Source organism: Candidatus Parcubacteria bacterium (assembly GCA_021414235.1).
Lineage (GTDB): Bacteria > Patescibacteriota > Minisyncoccia > Phycocordibacterales > JAKFXT01 > JAIOOV01.
Genome location: JAIOOV010000004.1, coordinates 1 through 20030 on the forward strand (window position 1 = coordinate 1; position 20030 = coordinate 20030).

Sequence of the window (20030 nt, forward strand, 5' to 3'; positions counted from 1 at the left end):
ATTCTGGAGAGAAGAAGCACCTGCGACACTGAGTGTGCCGGTAGCCGTGATGTCGGATCCGGTGATGCTGCCGTTTGCAAAGATTGCGCCGGCGACGGAGAGCTTGGCGAAGGGAGAGGTGGTGCCGATGCCGACGTTGCCTCCTTCCGTGAGGAAGATAGATGACGTCGCCGTAAGCGTCGTACCCGTACCGTTATAAAACGGAAACTGTCCAGCCGTACCAGAACCCACATCCCCCGATCCTCCTCCACCACCACTTGAACCAACACAGACCCCGTTCACTGCAAAACATCCCGCGGAGATATTGAACCCGTTACTTGCAGTAGTAGTACCAGTACCGAGAGTAAGCGCCGAGATGGAAGCGCTCGAGATATTAGTAGTCCCCGTAAGATTAGCGCCGCTCCAGGTGCCTCCGCTTACGGAAGGAGAAGTGATGACCGTGCCCGAGAGTTGATCGATCCTGGTGGCCTGCCCCATCACATGGAAGACATTCGAGACCTGCGCCGAACTCGCTCCTGAGACGCGACTAATTTCCGCGCGGAGCTCGTTACTCACCTGCTGAAGGCGCAGATCGAGCGCCGCAGAAGAGACGCCGCCAGTGACCACTGTCCCAGGAGTGGTTTGAGTGATGTTCTGAATGACCGGCGTCTCCACACGAACGATACGTTCGATGATGCGCTCGGTGACAGTCTTCCCCGTGCCGGAGGAGGTCGTCGCAGGAACTGGGGGAACGCTAGGGACAGGCGGGGTCACGCTCATGGCACCACCGCCGGAAGCTGATTCCGAACCGTTCGGCGAAGTGCCCAGGGTACTACTCGACGAGCGGTTCAAGGTATCCGTCACCTTGTCGATGACAGCATCGAATCCGTCTTTGACGCCCTCCTTGATGAGGTTAAACGTGTCTTCGTACTGGATGGCGGCAAGCAGGTTCCTCCTCAGCACCTCACGGGTACTGGTGACAGCTGCGGCAGCCGAACGCGAAATTCCTCCGAGAGACTCCCGGGTATCAGCGACGGAAGCAGACATAGCCCCAGAGAGGGTTTCCACCGACTCTCCCAGACGGGAAATAGTCCCTTCAAATCCACCGATGACCCCCTCAGAAACCTTACCCAAAGCCTCTCCCACACTCGTTCCAGCACGCCCCAGGGAGAGAGCGAGATCCCGGGGAAAAGAAGCCAGATCATGAGCCATAGCAACCGCGGAAGCAGAAGTTTCTCCGAGAGAAGCGGAGACAGCAGCCGTTACGCTCTCCGCGCTCGAGGAAATCGCCTCCGAGGCGGATCGCGTTAAAGCAGAGGCGTCCCCAAGGAGGACTGCCGGCCCATCAGCGAGAGTGGCGAGCGCGTCCCCGGTCTTTACAGCGGTCGCCCTGAAAGAGGCAGCGAGCTCGTCGGTCACCGAACGGGTGATTCGCAAGATGGAAGCAAGGGAGAATTCCTCAAGCCCCGCCCGCGCCACCGGCGTCTGCGCAAAGAAGAGAGCGAACACGAGGAGAGAGCCTGCGCTCGCCCGCACTAGGCGGCGAGAGACAAAGAAAGCGCCGATGCGGCTGACCAGAGTGCGAGACACGTCCAGGCTGCTCCAGAAACCAGGGGAAGGCTTCTTGTTCAGCTGCCGGGAGAGGTGGCGGGAGAGTTCGTGCTTACGCTCAACAGTCTTCTCGCGGGCGGTTTCTAGATAAGCAAAAAGGGACTTTTCTTCCACATACCACTGGCGCCCCTTACGGAAACAAGCCACTTTACCCTGACGACAGAGCTCGCCGACGTAATCGGTAGAATAGCCAAAGAGTTCGGCAGAGCGCTTGGAAGAAAGGTACCTTCTTCCGTCAACCATCAAAGAGTCGTCGCTCATAGAGAAGTTCTCCGTATTTTATCCGAGTTATCGGTTCATTGACAGCTTTTTTGGCGAAAAGCTGGGGATAAAGTACGCAAGCGTCCGCTTTTAAAACACACGTAAAATTTTCTACCGAAAACCGCCCTGTCCAAGCTATCGCCTCCCTCGGTGTGGCATCTAAAAAGCTCCCTCGCTTACGTCGGCAGGGAGCGGTACAAGACTAGATAGTAAAAACTACAAACTATGAACTAAACGCTGGGTATTTAAGGAGTTATGCGCCGATGATCAGCCTGGAAAGCGACGTTACCAAGGGAGAAAGGAACGGCCAGAGGAAGAAAACAACAAAAAGAAGGGCAGGGAGTCCCCACGCTTCAAGGGCACGGGTCTTTTCGAGGAGATGAAAAGGCAAAAAAGAGAACAATACCTTTGAACCGTCGAGCGGCGGCAGCGGAATACTGTTGAATATAGCCAAGATGCAGTTAATAAAGACCACCGAGGTGGCAAGGGCAACGGTTGGAGCCGAAAGAGCGTCCCCGAAGAAACGCAGCAGGAGCCCGAAGAACAAAGCCAGGGCCAGATTGGTGAGGATACCCGCAGAAGCTACAAAAGCCTCCCCCGCCCTACTTTTCAGGTTATACGGATTGTACGGTACAGGCTTGGCCCAGCCAAAGATGACTCCGCCAAGGAGAAAGGAGGCTGTCGGCAGAAGGATGGATCCGAAGAGGTCGATATGGACCAAGGGGTTAATAGACAGGCGGCCAGCGAGCCGCGGGGTCGGGTCCCCCAGGGAATCAGCCGCATAACCATGGGCTAATTCATGAGCAATTACCGAAAATATGAGGATGGCGATGGAAAAAGCGAAGAAGAGCGGGTCTTGCATATAGGTGCTTCTATGGTAACATGCGAGCCTAATGGCAAAAATCTGCATCATCACTGGAAAAGGACCTCTCAACGGCGGCGGCTACTCCAACCGCACGCGTGCTACTCAGTTCAACCCTACCGGGAAGCGCATGCGCCAGGTGAACCTCCAGAAGAAGCGCATTTTCATCCCTGAGCTCGACAAGACCATGGTCCTCGTCGTCTCTACCCAGGGTCTCAAGACCATCGCTAAGAAAGGCGCTTACAAGGCCCTCAAGGACGCAGGGGTGATTAAGTAGGAACCGCCAAGAAAAACCCCCGAACCTAAGGTTCGGGGGTTTTTCTTTTGCGGGAAATAGCAATCCCCACCGCGCAGCGCGCGATGGGGATTCACATCCGACCCGTCCGACAACTCGACCTAGTGCTTAATGCCGGTACGGCAATAGGCCCATTCCTTCAAGAAATCGAGAGTTAGGACAAATATTCCCACCAGGACCAGAGCCAGAGGAAAGAGGCTGGTGGAGAAACTTAACTCCACCGCCGCCCAGAAATAATAGAGACTGAGTCCGAGCGCCGCAAAGCACGAGGCTATTTCTCGGAACGGGGCTCCCTCGAGAGCGGCGCGGGCTTTAAACGCCGATAGAAAGCGTAGCCTTGATATGACCCAGGCCAGACAGTAACTCGTTCCCAGGATCAAGCTTACCAAAGCTAGCCACGAGAAGAACACCACCTCGGGCTCACAGGCTCCCGAATGCGGAGCGAGCAGACGACACGACGTCAGGCTATCAATCTGAGCCCTCAGCAAAGGAGCGGACATCAGACCGAAAAGCAACGATAGCAAAGCCAGCGGTAGACGGGCAAGAATGACGGAGAAAACTGACGCCGCAGGCACATCAGCGCTCGGATCAGTGTGATTCATGGCCGTAGGACCTCATTCTGGACGACTCAGAAGTCGTGGTTTCGGAAACAGCTACTTCTGTTCGTCAGACTATTACCCCCACAAAGGAAACGCAACGCCAGCAAGACAGATTGACGTGCATATTCTTGCTATTCGCGCACGAAGGAAAAACCATCAGACAAGAAGACGATCGTCCCCTCTTCATCCGTACGCAGCGTTTCAATGCCAAAAGTCTGTAGCAGAGCCATCACTTCCTGATGCGGATGGCCATACCTATTGTTCTTACCGCTCGAGATGATCGCATACCGAGGAGCGACCGCTGCCAGGAATTCCGCGCTCGTCGAGGTACGCGAGCCGTGGTGCCCTGCTTTCAAGATATCGCTCGGGAGTTCCGCTCCGTCGAGCGAGACGAGGTAACGCTCCGTCTTGATCGGCGCATCCCCCGTAAGCATCACTGAGGTGCTGGCATAGGAGAGACGCGCGACGATAGAAGCATCGTTCGCCTCAAAATCAGAAACATCCCTGTCAGGGAAAAGAATATCCAGCCGTACGCCGTATGCTTCATCAAGCAGGAGCGTCATGCCCCGCCGAGCCAGTGTCACCGGAATACCCTTCTCTTGTATCGCCTTCTTCAGCTCCCTGTAGATGAGCGTATCCGCAGAAACTCCTGGCTCAAGGAACTCTCCGACGTCGTAGGAGCGGACCACATCCAAGAGCCCTCCGATATGATCCTTGTCCGGATGGGTGCCGATGACGATATCGAGAGAGCGATCCCCGAGCGGCATCACCTCCGCCAATTCAGAAAGCACAGCACCTCCCTCTCCCCCATCTATCAAAAGCTGATTCCCATTCGGCGCTTCTATGTAAACGGAGTCTCCCTGGCCTATGTCGAGGAAAGCCACCGTAACAAGCGGGGCTTCGGCAGAAGTGGATACCCCTCGCCAAATGAGAGCATTGGCGGCGATCAGTATCGCGACTATGAAAAAATGTCCGTAACGCCTGATGGAATGCATGAACCCTTTTGTTATACTGACCCCACTTTACCCGTAATCATACGTTATGTACCAAGCCAAAACCTTCAATCTCCCTGCGCTCGATGGCATCTCCCCTAAGCAGATAGAAGTGCACCTCAAGCTCTACGCAGGCTACGTGACCTTCCTCAACAAGCTCGAGGAGACGCTCGCCGAGCTCATGAAAGACTCCGAGAAGAACGCCTACGCTCTCGGCGAAGTACAGCGCCGCCGCGGCTTCGAGTTCGATGGGATGCGCATGCACGAATACTACTTCTCACAGCTCGAGGGAGGAGCTTCCCCTCTAGAGGGCTCGCTCGCGGACGCGCTCGCGGCACAATACGGAAGCCTAGATACCTTCCTCGCTACTTTCAAAGCGACCGCGCTCATGCGCGGCATCGGCTGGAGCATCCTGTATTACGACACTGATGCTTCCCGCTTCCACATCGCTTGGGTATCAGACCATGAGCTAGGCCAGCTCGCAGGGCTCCCCATCCTGCTCGCGCTCGACATGTGGGAGCACGCCTTCATGGTGGACTATGTCCCCGCGGAGAAGAAGAATTACGTGGAAGCCTTCTTCAAGAATCTCAACTGGAACGCAGTGCAAGCTCGCTACGCGTCTCTTCAGGCATAGCCCTTTGGGAGTGCCAGTAGAGAAGCCCTGCAGTGCCGAGTGCATAGACAGCTACAAGAAGAATCGAGGAGAACTCCGGAACAAGGAGATACGATCCGGGCAGCGCCGCGAACAGCATCGCGGCGCTGATTTCGTATTTGAGCACGAGGCCCGCAACAAGAGCGAACGGCAGCGCGAGCGCCGTAGAGAGGAGTGCTATGCCGCCCAAGAGAGCACCGAGAAGCATGGCGATGGGTACGCTCGGAAGCACCAGAAGGTTTGCGGGAAGAGCGACGATGGAGAGAATGCCGGAGTGGTAGAGGATGAGCGGAAGCACGAATATCTGAGCAGAGAGCGTAGAGGTGGCAAGCGCCTTGATGCCGTACGCTTCAGGAAACCGTCGGAGCATTTGTTCGAATATGGGACTCCCGTAGATGAGGCCTGCCGTCGCAAGAAAGGAGAGCTGGAAGGATACGTTGCCGAGAAGAATGCCCGGATCAAGTATGACCATCATCGTACCTGCAAAAAGAAGCGCCCGGCCAGCCGCATAGGTTCGCCCGGTGGCGCGCGCCAAGAGCACCAGGATAGCCATGATGGCTGCGCGCACCGCGGCCGTGCCGCCGCCGACCATAAGCACAAAGAGGATGATTGCTACCGATCCTGCGCCAAGGCGAGCAAGGAGCGGCAAGAAAGAAAGTGCTTTCATGGAAGCATCTGCCACCAGAGTAATGTTGTAACCCGAGAGCACTACGATATGACTGAGGCCAGCGATACGGAAGGAATCCTGCACTTCCTGAGGAAGGGCGCCCTGAGAACCTAGAAGCAATCCCGCAAGGAGCGTAGATTCAGGCTCCGGCAGTACGCGAGCGAGCGCTTCTAGGAACGCATTCTTGATGGCATAGAGCTTCTGCCTCAGAAAGCTTCCCTCTCCTGAGCCGACTACTTCCAGATGCGGACGCTCGACCAGCGCGTAGATACCTCTCGCCGAGAGGTATGCGGGATAATCAAAAGTCCTACCGCTCTCGGTCTCGAAGGTGCGCGGGAGGACGAGCGACCCTTCCACGCGCAGACGATCTCCATAGCGGAGCGAGTAGATGCGCTCCGAAGAGACGAGTACCTTTTCCTCCACGGGATAGGTCACGCCTCCCTGCGAGAGCGAATCAACTTCCAGAGTGATTGCAGTGCTATTGAGGCGCTGCACTGGCTCCTCCAGCATCACGCCTTCGATGCGCACGGAGTGCCCAATCGCATCCATAAGCGCCGCAGACGGAGACTCGCGGGTATCGAGGTAGCGCACGGCGCCGAGCGCAGAAGAGAGGATGAAACAAGCAATCAAGAGATACGTCCGCCAGATCGTTCGATCTTTTACAAACAGCGAGAGAAGGATGAGCGCCGCACCAAGCAGGAAGAGGAAATATATTTCAGAAGAGACGAGGGGCAGGAGTGTGGCAATGACAACACCGGCGAGGAATCCGAGACAGGAGAATGTTAGAGCATTTCCCTGCATAGGAGGAGGTTGATCCTCTTAACGCTTCCACTCTTTGATCACACTTGCTTCGTCCTCCGGAGAATGAGCTTTGCGGAAACGAGCGCCAGGGACACCGCGTACGCGCGCTTCGCATTCAGCCCAGGTGCGATGCTTCTCGATGACTCCTTTCACCATACTAAGGTAGGAATATGCCGGGCCGCTTTTTTTCTTCACCAAAGGCCCCATCGGCTTAGCTAGATCCACGGAGTAGATGGATAGCGGCCCTTGGTAGAGATGTATGGTTTCCTTACCTGCAAAACCACGTGCAATGGCGTCCGCTCGCTCATTACCTTCGACGCCTTGGTGCCCCGGTACATATTTAAAAGTCACTTCACCTTCCTTCAAGAGCGCGGAGAGTGCCTCCCAGAATTCGCGATTCTCCACCGGCTTCTTGGCAGAGGTGATCCAGCCGTTCCGCTCCCATCCCTTGAGCCATTTAGTAGCCCCGTTTATGACATAACTTGAATCCGTGCGTACCTCTACAGGACCTTCTTTAAGAAAGGCATTAAGACCTTCGATGGCCGCGGTGAGCTCCATGCGGTTGTTGGTGGTATGAGGCACTCCCCCGCCAAGTTCGCGCACGGTTCCCCCCGGCAGAAGCGCGACCACTCCCCAGCCGCCCGGCCCAGGATTCCCGAGCGAGCTGCCGTCGGCGTAGAGGATTATCTTTGGCATGGGAAATAGTATAACCGAGAAAAAGAAAAGCAGCCGTCCTTACGGACGGCTGCTCAGCGCTCTCCTACGCGTTGATTCTTACTTCTGCCCTAAGCTCGTCACCATTACCGAGGCGGCAGTACCAGGCTGCTCCTCGAAGAGGGTCATGCTTAGGCGCTGAAGTATCGCGACTCAGCACCAATGCCACCACACCATGAGGGTGATCAGGGATTTCCGCGCAGTAGACACGCGCACGCAAGTTCCTCTCTTTCTCCTTCAGGGTTTTGGGTGGCAAACAAACTTCAAAAGACCTTGCGACTCCGTCTTGGGGACAGCTGAAGCTCACACGGAGCATACAGCCATTCTTTTTCTCGGAGGACTTTCGTCTGGGAGCAAAGACTTTTGAAATTAACTTACCAGCATCTCGAAGAACATTTAGCGTTTTTTCTTCCAAACTTCCTAACATCGGTACCCCCTATTACGCTACCTAGGAGCCAAGATAGTCCTCTCAATAAGATGTGTCAAGCCGCACGCACGTCCACCAGGCGCATGCGCACCCCCTTCTTGCCGAAGCTCTCCGCCTCGAGATGCCCGAGCACGCTCACCTGCCGCTTCAATTCGAAAAGCGGAGAGTTCCAATACGGGTCCTCCCCGGTGAAGAAACGGATCGCGCGGAGCTCCGCGCCGAAGCCATCCGTAAGCGCCAGTTCCAAATGATTCTTCTCCTTGCCGAAACGCTTCACGCCTGAGATCTCCACCCTCTCCAGCATGAAAAGCGGCTTGGGATTTCCGATACCAAAAGGGGCGAGCTTTAATAATTCCCGCCAGAAACCTGGAGTGATCTCTTTAATGGAAATGAGCGCGTCCACCTCAGCCTCTTTGGTGGTCACCTCCTCCTTAACCCCTCCGTAGGCTTCCGAGAGCTTCGCTTCAAGATGATGCACCGCCTCAGGCAAGAGAGAGAAGCCTCCAGAGAGCGCGTGCCCGCCGAACTCCCGGAAGGTGCCGAGAGGCACCGCCTGCATCAGCGAGACGAGATTGACCGTGCCATCCGAACGACAGGAGCCCTTGATCGTCTCGCCTCCTTCCCTGCCCCAGAGAAACACCGGCTTGCGGTACGCTTCCATGAGATTGTTGGCCGCGAGTCCCAAAAGCCCCGGACGCCACTCAGGGTTCCCCATGACGATGACTGGGGACTCCGCACGGAGAGCGAAGGTGCGCTTCATTTCTTTGACCATCGCCCCGACCATTCCCTTACGCGCATCGTTCAGCCGATTCAATTCACGCGCAAGCGTCTCCCCTGCACCCCCTTCGCTTGCGGAGAGCAGGTCGAAGGCGAGCCGGGGATCACCCATACGTGAGGCCGCATTGATGCGCGGTGCGATGGTGAAGCCCACATCGTCCTCGGTGATATCCTGCGGCTTCACCCCTGCGATACGCAGTAGCTTGAGGAGTCCCGGTCGCGGCGTCTTACGCAGCACCCGCAGTCCGTAATGCGCCAAGACCCGGTTCTCTCCGGTGAGCGGCACCATGTCTGCGACCGTAGAGAGCCCTACCAGATCAAGCAGCCACTTCTCCCAACCCTCTGTCAGGCCGAAGTCGCCTTTGGCGATGAGCGCCTGCACCAGCTTCCAGGCGACCGCCGCGCCGCAGAGCATGTCGTAGGGATAGTCGCAGTGCTCCTGCTTGGAATTGAGGATGACATAGGCGGGCGGCAATTCGCCAAAAGAGAGATGGTGATCGGTGATGATCACGTCGAGTCCAAGCTCATTCGCACGCACCACGGGTTCTACATCGGTAATGCCGCAGTCCACGGTGATGAGAAGCTTAGCTCCGCTCTCTGCGAGCTTCTCTACCGCGCCAGAATTCAGCCCATATCCTTCGATGTAACGATGCGGGATGTAGTTCTCGAAGTGCGGGTAGGCGATCTTCTTGAAGAAGTCATGGAGGATTACTCCGCCCGGGATGCCGTCATGGTCATAGTCGCTATACACCACGATCCGCTCTTCATCTTTTATCGCACGCAAGATGCGCTCGACCGCCTTCTCCATGCCGGCGATACGGAGAGGGTCATGCGTATGGAGATCATAGGAAGGAGTGAGAAAGGCTTCCGCTTCCGCGCGGGTCCGCAGGCCGCGGTGATATAGGAGGTTCCGGATCAATTCCGGATACGCAGCGAATTCCGCATGCGCGAGAGGAGGAGCGGGTTCACGCACGCGATAAGCGATTTCCATTCCGAAAATCGTACCACCTGTGCTCCGAGATACTAAGCTCAACCTGTGTCCTGGTATCTCTGGCTCGCGCATATCTCAGAATGTATACTCTTTTACATGGACACTGACTGCATCTTCTGCAAGATACTCACGGGCGACATACCCTCCCTCAAGGTCTACGAGGACGAATCCACCTATGCCTTCCTCGACATCCACCCGGTGAATACGGGACACATACTGGTCATCCCTAAGCGCCACAGCCGCAATATCCTGGATATCTCCGATGAGGATCTCGCCTCCCTCACGGCTACCGCCAAAAAAGCAGCCCAAGCGCTCATCAGCACCGGCGCAGAAGGGGTGAATATCATCACGAACAACGAGAAGCCCGCAGGGCAGGTCGTCTTCCACACACATTGGCACATCGTCCCCCGCTACGAAGGAGACGGCTTCACTCACTGGCGCGGTACTGCCCGAAGCGAGGAAGAGATGGAAGCGAAACGCCAGGAACTCGAGAAAAAGCTTCAGGATATGCACAGGGCCGCCTAGCGGCGAACAAAACGAGGTATACAATGATGCGAGGCATGGTCGAGCCAGGTAACGCTTCTCCTTTTCTCTATGAAAGCAGCACACATGATTGCTCTTCTGCTCCTCGTCGTAGGAGGCCTTAATTGGCTTCTGGTGGCGTTGGCTCCGGAATGGCAGCTCGGGATGTGGATCCCCGCAAGCGTCGCGAACGTGGTCTACATCCTCGTAGGCCTCTCCGCACTCTTCGAGATCTTCACCCACAAAGGCCGCTGTCGCGACTGCGCAGCGATGTAGCCTTAGCGAAAAATCCCCGCCATATGGCGGGGATTTTTCGTTTTGCCTATGTAAATTATTTCTCTAAAAGCGCCTCGATCCCTGGCAGCGTCCCCTCCGCGAGGAAGTGAAGCATGGCGCCGCCGCCGGTGGAAACAAAAGAGATCTTCTCTTTCACCGCGCTCGGCAGAGCCGAGAGCGTATCCCCGCCCCCGAGGATGGTGTGCGCAGAGGAGGAAGCCAATGCTTCTCCGAGACTCAAAGAGCCTTCGATATAGCCCTCTTCGTACAATCCCAGAGGGCCATTCCACAGGATGAGGCGCGCCTCCCGGATCTTCTCTTTGAGTAGAGAGAGCGTCTCCGGCCCCACATCCACGATGCGCTCCTCCTGGCCCACGTCCGCAAGCGTAGCCACCCGCTTCCCCGCTTCACCCCCGGTGACCACCAGATCCTCCGGAAGGAATACGCGAGGATGCTGCACGAGTTCAGCATCCGCAGGCACGTCAGAGAGCACGGAGCGCCCGACGGGGTAACCCTTGGCGGTAAGGAAATCATTGGCGAGCACGCCGCCCACGAAGAGAGTGTCCGCGCTCTTAAGGAATTTCTTGATGAGGGGCTCCTTGGTCTCCACCTTGGCGCCGCCGAGAATGAAAAGGAAGGGATGCTCTGGAGAGAACGCCGCGCTGAGCTCTTTCACTTCCCGGAGGAAGCGTAGCCCGGCAAACCCAGGGATATGCCGCGGCACGCCGACGATGGAAGTATGAGCTCGATGCGAAACAGCGAACGCTTCATTCACATAGTAGTCCGCAAGCGAAGCAAGCTCTCTGGCAAAACCCTCATCATTCGCTTCTTCAAGCGGAGAGAAACGCAGGTTTTCCAAGAGAACCACCGGGACCGAAGGGATGTTCTCCTTGTCCTTCGCAAACACCACCGGAAGGTGCGTATTGAGATATTCCCCAATCGGAGCAAGGCTCCCGCCATCGTCCCGATGACTTGCGAGGATGACGCGAGCGCCGCGGGAAAGCAGGAGCCTGAGTGTAGGAAGCACGGTATCGATACGGAGGGTGTCACGCACACTGCCGCCTACGAGCGGAACATTGAAATCAGTACGGAGGAGCACTCTCTTTCCCTCTAGATCCGCGAGGGTTTCGACCGACGGAAGAGAAAGGAGGTCAGGCATGCGTGAGGATATCAAGAAGCGCGTTGAAGCTCTTCCCTTTCAGGCTCTCGCGTCCGACGAGGAGCCCGTTCACTTCCCCGGTGCCCACGAAAGAGGAGGCATTCTCGGAAGTCACCGAGCCGCCATAGAGCACCGGCACCAGGAGCCCCTTGTCTTTATACATAGAATGGAGGATCTTGCGGAGATACAAAGTGGTCTCCTGGAGATCACGCGGAGTGATGGCGACGGCGGAAGGCGCGCCGATCGCCCAGATCGGCTCATAGGCGATGACGATATTTTTGAGAAGCAGAGGAGTGATCTCCGCAAGCCCCTTCTCGAGCTGTCCCTTGAGGTGATTGAGGTAGAAACCATGTTCGTCGCGCTCGCGCTCCCCTACGCAGAGGATCGCAGTGAGCCCGGCGCGTGCCGCAGCGCCGACTTTCCGCGCGATAACATCATCACCCTCCCCGAGAGCGCGGCGCTCGGCATGACCCACCAGCACATAGGAAGCTCCAGCATCCTTCAGCATGCCTGCGGAAAGCTCTCCAGTATACGGACCCTCCTTCTCAAAAAATACATTCTGCCCGCCGAAAACGATGCGTCCCTTGTGCGCTTTGCGGAGTGGCTGGAGAAAGAGTGCAGGAGGACAGACGGCCACACTCATCCCCCGAGGAAGCTCATACGAGGAGAGAAGGGTCTGTGCTTCCTTAAGGGTCTGAGGGTGGAGCTTCCAATTTGCGACAACCAGTAGGGATTTCTTCATCGAACCATTGTAACAGAGGCTCTCTAGGCTACGGAAGAAGGAGGCTTACCAAGAAAAGCACGAAAGCACCCAAGAGGGTCATAGCCGTCGTCCAGAAGCCCGGATGAGCATGATGACTCTCATGAAGAAGATCCGCGATACCTATATAGAGGAAGAAGCCACAGAAGATTGAGAGTGCCACCCCAAGCACCCTCTCCGGTAGCGACAAGAACGTACCTACAGCAACACCAGCGAGGGGCGCCAAGGAAACAACCAGAAGCCATACACGCGCAGCGGCATCGGAGCCTCCGTGGCGAGACACAATGCCCACGGCATTCACCCCATCGGAGAACTTATGGATGAGCACGGCGAGAGCGACTATCAAGCCCATTAGCGTAGATATCTGGAAACCAAAGCCGATCGCCAGACCATCAAAGAAGCTGTGGAGAGCTATGCTGCCTGCTCCGAGAGAGGCACGATGAGTTTGACGCTCCTCTTCCTCGTGCGAGTGAAAATCGAACATACGGTCGGCGAGGAGGTAGGCGAAGAACCCAAGAGCTATCAGAGATGCCGCCAGATGAAGATCACCAAGGACTTCGAATGACTCAGGGAGTAGATGGAAGAAGCCGAGGCCGATGATTGCCCCAGCGCTGAAACCCACCACCAGATGAAGCCTATCTTTGAAACGAAGCGCGAACTGCCCCCCGAGATAGGTGAAGAGGACGGTCGCGAGAGCGATGATATATACCATATACAGAGAGCCTAGCGGAATATTGAGTAAATGGGAACTGGGTTCCTGCTACTTCACCTCCCTCCAAGAGATGACCGAGTATTGGTCGGAAGAGAGGGGGAAGAAGGGCGGCGGCGCATAGATGAAGCTCGCATCGAAATTGAGCGTACGGGTCTGATACCCGGTAGCGTCCGTATACGCGAAGCCATAGCGGTTGGCGGTCATCATGGAGCCGAACAGCGTTATGGACCCCCGCGCAGAATACGGCGCACAAGAGGAACTGTAATAGTACCGCCCTACCCTGCCGTTCTGCGCGATGAGCGCCGCATCAATCCGCAGATCGGTATCGCTCACCAAGCCCACGTTGATATCCCGCTGCGCGACGAGCGCGAGAGCGCTACTGCCGTCATATGCAGCGTACGTGATATCTTGGTTCACCGTGATAGAGGGGCGGTTCGTCGCGTCGTCCGGAAAACGCCCTGCAGCGATAGTGAGGCGGCCATTCAACACCCCGTCCACCCACACGTTGTCCTCCAAAAACAAGACACCATTCTCAGGGATAGCATAGGAGCCGATGAGCGTTTGCGTATTGATGCTCCACGTCCCCCAGCCCGCTTGCCCAGTAGGAGCAGTGCATCCGGAGGGAGCCGCCGTCAGACCGTTCACTCTATATATATCCATCATGCCGGTAGCCTGGAGCACCACGTGATACCCCAAGCCGCCGGAAGCCGGGAGATAGCGGCCGCCGGATTGTGCTTCCGCTTTCATCACCGCCATGTCAGCAGTGATGCCAGTAAAATCGACGGTCGGTACAGAGACGCTCCTCCCTGCCGCGAATACATCCGGACGGCTAGGAAGAGCCGTCGGAGGAGCGGGATCCGCGAGAGAGAGATACGTCTGCACCGCATGCCTCGTGCCATAAGGTGAGTCCGGGTCCGTATAGGTGGAACGTGCGCTTGAGACGATGTTGTGCGCAAGGCCGTCAAAGCGTATGCCACCGTTCGAATGCACGGCCCCGAAGACTTCCGTGCCTGCACCGAATCGTAAATCCGCATTCCCGATGATGGCGTAGGAGGCGAGCGAGGGAATGGCGAGCACCGCTTCCACAGTGCGCGAGATGTCGGGATATTCGGTAACCGTTCCTGTGGAGCGCACCACCACTAGAGAAGAACCCCCGGAAGGAGCAGTGATGTCGAGAGAGAACTCCCCCACCTCTACTCCGTTCTTGTCCGTATAGGTATGGAGGTAGGGGCCAGATTGCCCGGTGCCATCCTGGAAATCAGAGGGCGCATGCGCAAGGTGCCAGCGATAGTATTCGAGTCCCGCTTCCGCGATATGAAAAGCCTGTTCGCGATAGGTGGATTCGCGAGCGAAGCGCGTGCTCGATACCGCCCAACCTACGAGCGAAGCGATGACCAGTGCAGCCACGCTCGAGAAGACGATCGTCTGCACCAAGATGCTGCCACGAGAGGAGTTCCTGATCATAGATTATCTTTCAAGCTGCGGAGCATCACCTGTGTCGTCACGAAGACGGGCGGCTGGCCGTCGCGTGAGAGCGAAAGCGACATCTTGATGAGGCGCACCGCCTGAGGATCGACCGGGAAAGAGAGCGCCGAGGTGGTACCAGTATACGCGCCGTTGTAGTAAGCAAAGATTGCCGTAGAGGTAGCCGTGATCCCCCGCACCAGAGTGCTAGTAATTGGAGTCCCGGTATACACCGGCGGATTGCCAGAGGGATGGATGACCTCCTTCTCCAGATTAGCTCCGTTTACGTAATAGCGGATCTGCTCGCGTACACCATCACCATCGCTATCCGAGAAGAAAGTGAGATCGCTCGCTCCGAGAGAAGCCAAGGGATACGCACCTGCGGCCGATGGACCCGCAGAGCGGATCTCCCCCACCATGACCCGCAGCACCTTGAGCCCTTCCTGGTTCGCGAAGAGCGAACTACCGATGGTGCGATTATTCTTGAGCGTATCCTGAGCAAAGCCGATGACCGCGATACCGACGAGCGCGGTGATGCCGATGACCACGGTAAGCTCGATGAGCGAGAACCCTCTCCTGTTTTCATAAAAAGATCGCATAGCCTTATGGAGAGAGCGTCACTGTAGAATACTGCGCTCCGCCACTTATGGTGAGCGGGATGTCCACGCTCTGGTAGCCAGCGCGCGTCACCGTGAGAGTGTAGTCCCCCGTAGAGAGACCGTCGAAGAATACCTGCCCCGGAGGAAGACAGGAGGAGGTGAAGGAGAGCGACACGTCCGCCACCGTAGGTGTCGCCGTAGCCACAGCCGTAGAGAGGAACATCTTGTAACGGAGGTAACGCTGCCCGTTATGCACAGAGTTCAGGCTCGCGCCGGAAGACGTGTAATACGTAGCGCTCGTGCCGTCCGGTCCGCGAAACACCCAGGCTCCCCCGTCGTTATTCGTCGCCACCTGAAACCTCACGCTATTAGCTCCTACCACCGGCGACTGCGTCGCAGGATTCCACTGTATCTCCGTGAAATTGCTGGCCGCACCCGTGTCGAACACAGAAGAAGTGAGCTCTCCGCTTGCTTGATAGGTTCCCAACACTTGAGCGAGCGTGACCTGTCCAGCGACGGAAGTATTGATATTGCCATTCGTAGAGGAGAAGCGAGTGCTCGAAAGTCCGCTTGAAGTCGCCTGGCCGCCGCCCTGCACCCAGTCACTCTGGAGCACCGCGCCAAGATCGGTGGTGAGTGTCCGCGTGTAACCGACGCGTGAAAGGGTCACCTCCGCATCCGAAAGCGAGAGGCCTGAAGACTGATCGAGCACCGTCACCAGGAGCTTGTTGGCACTCGAAGGTGCCAACACCAGGCTGAAGTTCTGATTGCCGCCAGGCACGACGGAGAGCGGCAACGGCGGAATAGTGCCCGCGATATCATTGTCCTCATCCGTCTCCGTGAGCGTATAAGTATCCCACTCCAGGAAATCAGTGTACGTACCCGAGCTCCCCGTATTCCTGTTCGCTTGGTACTTCGGCACGTTTGGATTAGTGCCGATGAGCTTGGTCCCCGTGAGTGTGTAAGCGATGTTAGGAACAGGAGCACAGGTATTAGTACGACTCGAGAGCGCCAAGGTCCCGAGCCGATCAATTGAAAAACTCTTGGAGGTGAGGCTGCCGAGTACGATGGTTGCGTTCAGATTAGTCGGGTTCGCAGGACTACCTCCTGGCGCATACGTCTGCTCTTGTGAATAGCCGTTCTTAGAGACGATGATGCGATACTCCGTCGTGCCTGGCGGGAGATCGTATACCGTAAGCTTGCCCTGGTTATTGGTCACGTCGTCGATACTGATCGGCTTGGTGGTGGAAGCATTCAGGATCTGCACACGTGCGCCCGGCACGGCGATGCCACTCGCATTGAACACAGTGACCGTAAGCGCGCCGCCCGCACTCGCACTCTCCAGGTTCTTCGGCGCGACGTAGGTGGAATAGGTCACCGGCGTAGTATTCCGACAGGCTACGCAGGCGATCTCTACCTCCACCTGTTTGTAGTCCGAAGGAGAAGAGTCAGACGGCGTCTCTCCCACCGCTCCATCAAAAGGATTGTCGATGGCACGCACCGTAGTCACCACACTGAAGGTGAAACCATCACGTACGAGAGATTGCGATTGAGTAAGCACGCCTTCCGGTACGCCGCCGATAATTCCCACATCCTCATACGGAAGATTGCGCGCGATCTCAAACTGCTCGGTAGCAAGATCTGCTGCCGCAATGCGATAGCGCGAGAGCGACACCAGAGAAAGAAGGCCGAGGTAGCTCTGATAGAGAGCTGCGACCACCATCATGAAGACCGCCACGCCGACGACGCTTTCTACCAGAGTGAACCCGCGGTTTTTTTTAAAAGAAAAAGGCATCAGACTGCGTTCACCAGAGAGTAGGTAGGCGCGAGCACAGAGAGCGCAAAGAAAGCTACCGCAGCACCCACCAAGAGCATGAGCGCCGGCTCGATGACTACACTCAGATTCTTGGTCTTGTGATCGATATCGTTCTCATAGAACTGCGCCAAGCGAGAAAGAGATTGCGGTAGGCTCCCGGTCTCCTCTCCCACCGAAGCCATCTCGCCCACGAGCGAAGGAAAAAGTTTCGGATAGGTATTCAATACGCCAGAGAGCGCTTCGCCCCTCTCTACTCTCTCGCGGGCGACGGAGAGAGCGTCTTTGTAATACGCATTCCCTACCGTATCCCGCACGATGGTGAGTCCTTGGGAGAGGGAGACTCCTGCCGTGAGAAGCGTTGAAAGCGTACGAGAGACACGAGCCGCGTTAGTCTCTACTACCAACGCACCGACGAGAGGGATGCGAAGCACTACAGCATCCAGGAAACGGGAACCGAACGGAGACCGTGCGAAAAATATGAACCCCGCGGCAAAGGTCACGAGCCCAAGGAGAAGCAGTATCGCATTCTCGGTAAGGAAAGCACTTGCTCCGATGAGGAGCTTGGTGCTCCAAGGTAGTTCGATCTTGAGTTCAGAAAAAGTAGAAGTGAGCGAGGGCACCACGTAGACCAGCATGAGGATACCGACGCCGATCATCACCGAGACGATGATGGCCGGATAGATCATGGCGCCGCGCACCTTGCGCACAAGCTCATGCCCCTTCTCGAGTTCGTCCGCTACCAGAAGGAGCACCTGGGAGAGGTTGCCGCCCTCCTCCCCCGCCCGCACCATGGCGACGGAGGTCGCCGGGAATATCGCGCTCCGAGTGAGCGCCTCCGCAAACGAGCTGCCTTTGCTGATATCCGCTTCCGCCCTCTCCACCGCTCTCCGCAGCGGCACAGTGCGCGCTTCCCGCCCCATCACCGCAAGCGCGCGAGCGAGTGGCAGTCCCGCTTGGAGCATGCCGCCTACGCTACGGAAGAAGAGAATGAGCTCTTCTTCCGAGACCCGATCGAAAAGCCGGCGCGCGAACATCATGCGCGGAGTAACCTCGGAAAGAGAGACCAGTTGCTCCCCTAGTGCGCGCAGGTCCTTGAAGAGCGCTGCTCTGTCGGCAGCCTCCATAGTACGCTCCGTTCTCTTTCCCGAAACGTCCGTAGTGATAACGAGGAAGGTACGCATAGACTACTCAGTGGTTACCGCACGGAGGACCTCTTCGATGGAAGTGACGCCGCGCGCCGCCTTCACTATCCCCTCCTCGAGCATGGTGAGCATGCCAGCAGCCCGTGCTTCTTTCTCGATGATGTCGCCCGAGGCTCCTCCCGCGATTTTCTCACGCAGAGACGGCGTGACTGGAAGCACTTCATGGATGCCGATGCGGCCCTTGTAGCCATCTTCGCACTCGGCGGACATCTTAGGGCGATAGAATGGGATTTTCTCCCAGGTAGCCTCCGGCGGAACAATCTTCTCTTCCTTGAGGTGTGCGAGCACTGCCTTGAGGTCTGCCTTCTCTCCAAGCTCCGCGAGTTCCTCCTTACTCAAGATATGACTCTCCTTATCAGAGCAGAGCGTGCGCACCAGGCGCTGTGCGATGATCACCGAGAGAGTCGAGGAGAGTAGGAAGGGCTCGATCTTGAGATCGACGAGACGAGGAACAGCACCGGAAGCGGAATTGGTGTGCAACGTAGAGAGGACCAAGTGTCCGGTGAGCGCTGCATTCACCGAGAGCGCCGCCGTCTCCTCGTCACGGATCTCTCCTACCATGAGGATGTCCGGGTCTTGACGCACTAGAGAGCGGAGCCCGTTCCCGAAGGTAAGTCCAATATCCGGACGCACCTGCGTCTGGTTGATGCGCGGCATCTGGTATTCGATGGGGTCCTCGATGGTGGAGATGTTCACGTCCGGCGTATTCAGCATGTCGAGGAGCGTATAGAGAGTAGTGGTCTTGCCGCTTCCTGTAGGCCCGGTCGCTAATATCATCCCAGAGGAGAGCTTGAGCGCCTTATGTATCTGCTCAAGCGCACGACCCTCGAAGCCCAGAGCGTCCAGCGTGAAGCCATGATGGCCCTCGCGTAGAAGGCGCATGACAATCTTTTCGCCGAAATATGTGGGAAGAATGGAAACACGCACGGAGACCTTGTCCCCCTCGAGTTCTAGCTTGAAGCGCCCGTCCTGCGGCAGACGCTTCTCATCTATCTTGAGAGAAGCGAGCACCTTAATGCGCGCCGCGATGCTCGCAGCAGCATCGCGCGGGAGCGACATGGCGTCCCGCAGCAGACCGTCGATGCGGTAGCGCACCAGCACCTCCTTCTCCAGAGGCTCTATATGTATATCCGAGGCGCTCTGCACGATGGCATGCTTGAGGAGCGAATCCACGATGCGCACCACGGGCAAGTCTTCCGCAAGCTTCTTTAGGTCACTTGGAATACCTCTACCATCGCTCTCTTCTCCAGTGAAGCCATCCTGATACGTCTTGAGCGCGGCTGCTTCCTTGCCGATGAGGTCGCCGAACTCCGCTTTGAGGCTCTTCTGGTACTGGAGGAGTGCTACCTTGATGGACTCTGCGTCGGTGAGGCGCGGCAGAATCTTTAGATCAAGCTTCTTCTTGAGAAAATCGATCGCAGAGAGATCCTGCACATCGAGCATGGCTACCTCTAACCCCCTCTCGGTACGGCTGTAAGCGGCGATATTGTGGGTGCGAGCGATCGGCTCGGGGATGAGCGCGAGCGTATCCGCAGGAATCTTCGTCCCCTTCAGGTTCACAAAGGGTACGCCTAGGATGTACGCGTTCACCCGACGGAGGTCGTCTTCGGAGATCTTGCCGCTACTGACCAAGATATCGGCGGTCTGCCGACCTTTCTCCTTCCCCTCTTTTTCTGCTGCATCAAACTCCGCACGCGTGACCAGATCAGAGTCGAGCAAGAACTGCCGCAGTTGTGAATCCTCAACGTGCATACGTTGAGGCAATTATATCAAAATATTCCTATCTTTCGCCGTTAGTTATACAGTCTGAGAAGAAGATTCGAGCCGATATCTTGGCCGACTGCTTTGGAATTGAATGTGAGACGATTAGATAGCATTTTTTACATTATATC

19 protein-coding genes are annotated in these 20030 nt (G+C 56.8%); 4 read left to right on the forward strand and 15 right to left on the reverse strand.

Annotated features, from left to right (window positions below; translation table 11 throughout):
* Positions 1–1851: helix-turn-helix domain-containing protein (locus K8Q93_00735; protein MCE9643764.1), on the reverse strand; the 1851-nt coding region annotated here is incomplete at its 3' end.
* A gap of 253 nt (positions 1852–2104) precedes the next feature.
* Positions 2105–2713 (reverse strand): site-2 protease family protein, encoded by a 609-nt coding sequence (locus tag K8Q93_00740; GenBank protein MCE9643765.1) that lies wholly within the window; start codon positions 2711–2713, stop codon positions 2105–2107.
* A 31-nt stretch (positions 2714–2744) separates the two neighbouring features.
* Between K8Q93_00740 and rpmB the strand changes: the two genes are divergently transcribed.
* Positions 2745–2990 carry a 50S ribosomal protein L28 gene (gene rpmB / locus K8Q93_00745; protein ID MCE9643766.1) on the forward strand — a complete coding sequence of 82 codons (246 nt, stop codon included), beginning with the start codon at positions 2745–2747 and terminating at the stop codon, positions 2988–2990.
* Positions 2991–3109: 119 nt separating this feature from the next.
* Here rpmB and K8Q93_00750 read toward each other — a convergent pair whose 3' ends face one another.
* Positions 3110–3610, reverse strand: coding sequence for a hypothetical protein (locus tag K8Q93_00750; protein MCE9643767.1), 501 nt, complete (start codon positions 3608–3610; stop codon positions 3110–3112).
* 128 nt (positions 3611–3738) lie between these two features.
* The gene (locus K8Q93_00755; protein ID MCE9643768.1) at positions 3739–4602 is read right to left on the reverse strand and encodes an MBL fold metallo-hydrolase; all 864 of its coding nucleotides are present in this window, start codon (positions 4600–4602) and stop codon (positions 3739–3741) included.
* Positions 4603–4648: 46 nt separating this feature from the next.
* Between K8Q93_00755 and K8Q93_00760 the strand changes: the two genes are divergently transcribed.
* Entirely contained in the window at positions 4649–5233 is a 585-nt protein-coding gene (locus K8Q93_00760) for a Fe-Mn family superoxide dismutase (protein ID MCE9643769.1), read from the forward strand.
* On the opposite strand, the gene K8Q93_00765 is transcribed toward K8Q93_00760, so the two are convergent.
* The 3 genes from K8Q93_00765 to recJ all read right to left on the reverse strand — a co-directional run bounded on the left by K8Q93_00765 (position 5187) and on the right by recJ (position 9628).
* The gene (locus K8Q93_00765; protein ID MCE9643770.1) at positions 5187–6719 is read right to left on the reverse strand and encodes a ComEC family competence protein; all 1533 of its coding nucleotides are present in this window, start codon (positions 6717–6719) and stop codon (positions 5187–5189) included. The two genes, K8Q93_00760 and K8Q93_00765, sit on opposite strands and share 47 nt — an antisense overlap.
* A gap of 18 nt (positions 6720–6737) precedes the next feature.
* Positions 6738–7415, reverse strand: coding sequence for a ribonuclease HI (gene rnhA / locus K8Q93_00770; protein MCE9643771.1), 678 nt, complete (start codon positions 7413–7415; stop codon positions 6738–6740).
* A gap of 500 nt (positions 7416–7915) precedes the next feature.
* Positions 7916–9628, reverse strand: a complete 1713-nt coding sequence (gene recJ / locus K8Q93_00775) for a single-stranded-DNA-specific exonuclease RecJ (protein MCE9643772.1) — start codon at positions 9626–9628, stop codon at positions 7916–7918.
* A gap of 96 nt (positions 9629–9724) precedes the next feature.
* Between recJ and K8Q93_00780 the strand changes: the two genes are divergently transcribed.
* Positions 9725–10153 (forward strand): HIT family protein, encoded by a 429-nt coding sequence (locus K8Q93_00780; protein MCE9643773.1) that lies wholly within the window; start codon positions 9725–9727, stop codon positions 10151–10153.
* A gap of 69 nt (positions 10154–10222) precedes the next feature.
* A complete protein-coding gene (locus K8Q93_00785) occupies positions 10223–10426 on the forward strand; it encodes a DUF378 domain-containing protein (protein MCE9643774.1) in 204 nt (67 codons plus the stop codon).
* Positions 10427–10481: 55 nt separating this feature from the next.
* On the opposite strand, the gene pgk is transcribed toward K8Q93_00785, so the two are convergent.
* Genes pgk through K8Q93_00825 form a run of 8 tightly spaced genes read right to left on the reverse strand, consistent with a single transcriptional unit; the run spans position 10482 to position 19890 of the window.
* Entirely contained in the window at positions 10482–11585 is a 1104-nt protein-coding gene (pgk, locus tag K8Q93_00790) for a phosphoglycerate kinase (GenBank protein MCE9643775.1), read from the reverse strand.
* The gene (tpiA, locus tag K8Q93_00795) at positions 11578–12327 is read right to left on the reverse strand and encodes a triose-phosphate isomerase (GenBank protein ID MCE9643776.1); all 750 of its coding nucleotides are present in this window, start codon (positions 12325–12327) and stop codon (positions 11578–11580) included. The genes pgk and tpiA overlap by 8 nt, the downstream gene beginning before the upstream one ends.
* A gap of 28 nt (positions 12328–12355) precedes the next feature.
* Positions 12356–13057 (reverse strand): ZIP family metal transporter, encoded by a 702-nt coding sequence (locus tag K8Q93_00800; GenBank protein ID MCE9643777.1) that lies wholly within the window; start codon positions 13055–13057, stop codon positions 12356–12358.
* A 48-nt stretch (positions 13058–13105) separates the two neighbouring features.
* Entirely contained in the window at positions 13106–14521 is a 1416-nt protein-coding gene (locus K8Q93_00805) for a hypothetical protein (protein MCE9643778.1), read from the reverse strand.
* On the reverse strand, positions 14518–15120 hold the full coding sequence (locus tag K8Q93_00810; GenBank protein ID MCE9643779.1) for a prepilin-type N-terminal cleavage/methylation domain-containing protein: 603 nt from the start codon (positions 15118–15120) through the stop codon (positions 14518–14520). The genes K8Q93_00805 and K8Q93_00810 overlap by 4 nt, the downstream gene beginning before the upstream one ends.
* A 4-nt stretch (positions 15121–15124) precedes the next feature.
* Positions 15125–16915, reverse strand: a complete 1791-nt coding sequence (locus tag K8Q93_00815; GenBank protein ID MCE9643780.1) for a prepilin-type N-terminal cleavage/methylation domain-containing protein — start codon at positions 16913–16915, stop codon at positions 15125–15127.
* The gene (locus tag K8Q93_00820) at positions 16915–18117 is read right to left on the reverse strand and encodes a type II secretion system F family protein (GenBank protein ID MCE9643781.1); all 1203 of its coding nucleotides are present in this window, start codon (positions 18115–18117) and stop codon (positions 16915–16917) included. Before K8Q93_00820 ends, K8Q93_00815 begins: the two co-directional genes overlap by 1 nt.
* A gap of 3 nt (positions 18118–18120) precedes the next feature.
* Complete coding sequence (locus K8Q93_00825) at positions 18121–19890, reverse strand: GspE/PulE family protein (GenBank protein ID MCE9643782.1); 1770 nt, start codon at positions 19888–19890, stop codon at positions 18121–18123.
* Positions 19891–20030: the final 140 nt, after the last annotated feature.

Coding starts and splice junctions, on each gene's coding strand:
- rnhA (MCE9643771.1), bottom strand. CDS start 7,415: ATGCCAAAGATAATCCTCTACGCCGACGGCAGCTCGCTCGGGAATCCT.
- K8Q93_00750 (MCE9643767.1), bottom strand. CDS start 3,610: ATGAATCACACTGATCCGAGCGCTGATGTGCCTGCGGCGTCAGTTTTC.
- K8Q93_00740 (MCE9643765.1), bottom strand. CDS start 2,713: ATGCAAGACCCGCTCTTCTTCGCTTTTTCCATCGCCATCCTCATATTT.
- K8Q93_00800 (MCE9643777.1), bottom strand. CDS start 13,057: ATGGTATATATCATCGCTCTCGCGACCGTCCTCTTCACCTATCTCGGG.
- K8Q93_00765 (MCE9643770.1), bottom strand. CDS start 6,719: ATGCAGGGAAATGCTCTAACATTCTCCTGTCTCGGATTCCTCGCCGGT.
- K8Q93_00755 (MCE9643768.1), bottom strand. CDS start 4,602: ATGCATTCCATCAGGCGTTACGGACATTTTTTCATAGTCGCGATACTG.
- rpmB (MCE9643766.1), top strand. CDS start 2,745: ATGGCAAAAATCTGCATCATCACTGGAAAAGGACCTCTCAACGGCGGC.
- recJ (MCE9643772.1), bottom strand. CDS start 9,628: ATGGAAATCGCTTATCGCGTGCGTGAACCCGCTCCTCCTCTCGCGCAT.
- K8Q93_00785 (MCE9643774.1), top strand. CDS start 10,223: ATGAAAGCAGCACACATGATTGCTCTTCTGCTCCTCGTCGTAGGAGGC.
- K8Q93_00780 (MCE9643773.1), top strand. CDS start 9,725: ATGGACACTGACTGCATCTTCTGCAAGATACTCACGGGCGACATACCC.
- tpiA (MCE9643776.1), bottom strand. CDS start 12,327: ATGAAGAAATCCCTACTGGTTGTCGCAAATTGGAAGCTCCACCCTCAG.
- K8Q93_00825 (MCE9643782.1), bottom strand. CDS start 19,890: ATGCACGTTGAGGATTCACAACTGCGGCAGTTCTTGCTCGACTCTGAT.
- K8Q93_00815 (MCE9643780.1), bottom strand. CDS start 16,915: ATGCCTTTTTCTTTTAAAAAAAACCGCGGGTTCACTCTGGTAGAAAGC.
- K8Q93_00805 (MCE9643778.1), bottom strand. CDS start 14,521: ATGATCAGGAACTCCTCTCGTGGCAGCATCTTGGTGCAGACGATCGTC.
- K8Q93_00810 (MCE9643779.1), bottom strand. CDS start 15,120: ATGCGATCTTTTTATGAAAACAGGAGAGGGTTCTCGCTCATCGAGCTT.
- K8Q93_00760 (MCE9643769.1), top strand. CDS start 4,649: ATGTACCAAGCCAAAACCTTCAATCTCCCTGCGCTCGATGGCATCTCC.
- pgk (MCE9643775.1), bottom strand. CDS start 11,585: ATGCCTGACCTCCTTTCTCTTCCGTCGGTCGAAACCCTCGCGGATCTA.
- K8Q93_00820 (MCE9643781.1), bottom strand. CDS start 18,117: ATGCGTACCTTCCTCGTTATCACTACGGACGTTTCGGGAAAGAGAACG.